Origin of the sequence: Methylovulum psychrotolerans (assembly GCF_002923755.1) — a bacterium.
GTDB lineage: Bacteria > Pseudomonadota > Gammaproteobacteria > Methylococcales > Methylomonadaceae > Methylovulum > Methylovulum psychrotolerans.
Window position 1 is genome coordinate 1 of the sequence record NZ_PGFZ01000097.1, and the last position, 391, is coordinate 391.

Consider the following 391-nt stretch of genomic DNA (forward strand, 5'->3'; position numbering starts at 1 on the left):
GGGCCGGACAAATGCGATAGGGGCGCTCATCAAAGGGGCGTTACTGACGGTTGCATTGTTCCCTTGCAACATCAACGCCGACGTTTTTTATGCGTGGGCCGCACAGGACTTGGTGCCAAAACTCCCCGCCGGCAGCATCGTGGTGATGGACAACGCCGCCTTCCACAAGCGGGAAGACATTAAAAGCCGTATCGAGAAAGCAGGGCATACCCTTGAGTTTTTGCCCCCATACTCACCAGACCTTAACCCTATCGAACACAAATGGGCACAGCTTAAATCCATCCGCAACCAAGCACGATGTTCCGTTGACGACCTCTTCACTGGGGCGGTTACAGGACATCTTTTTATATCGGATTAGCTATATATGTGCCTATTACAAATCTGAAAAAAG

At 50.9% G+C, this 391-nt stretch carries 1 protein-coding gene; it reads left to right on the top strand.

Annotated elements, in window-relative coordinates; genetic code table 11:
* Nucleotides 1-358 (top strand): transposase (locus tag AADEFJLK_RS23775; RefSeq protein ID WP_103976048.1); only part of this gene is annotated, 358 nt, incomplete at its 5' end.
* Between the last annotated feature and the right edge of the window lie 33 nt (nt 359-391).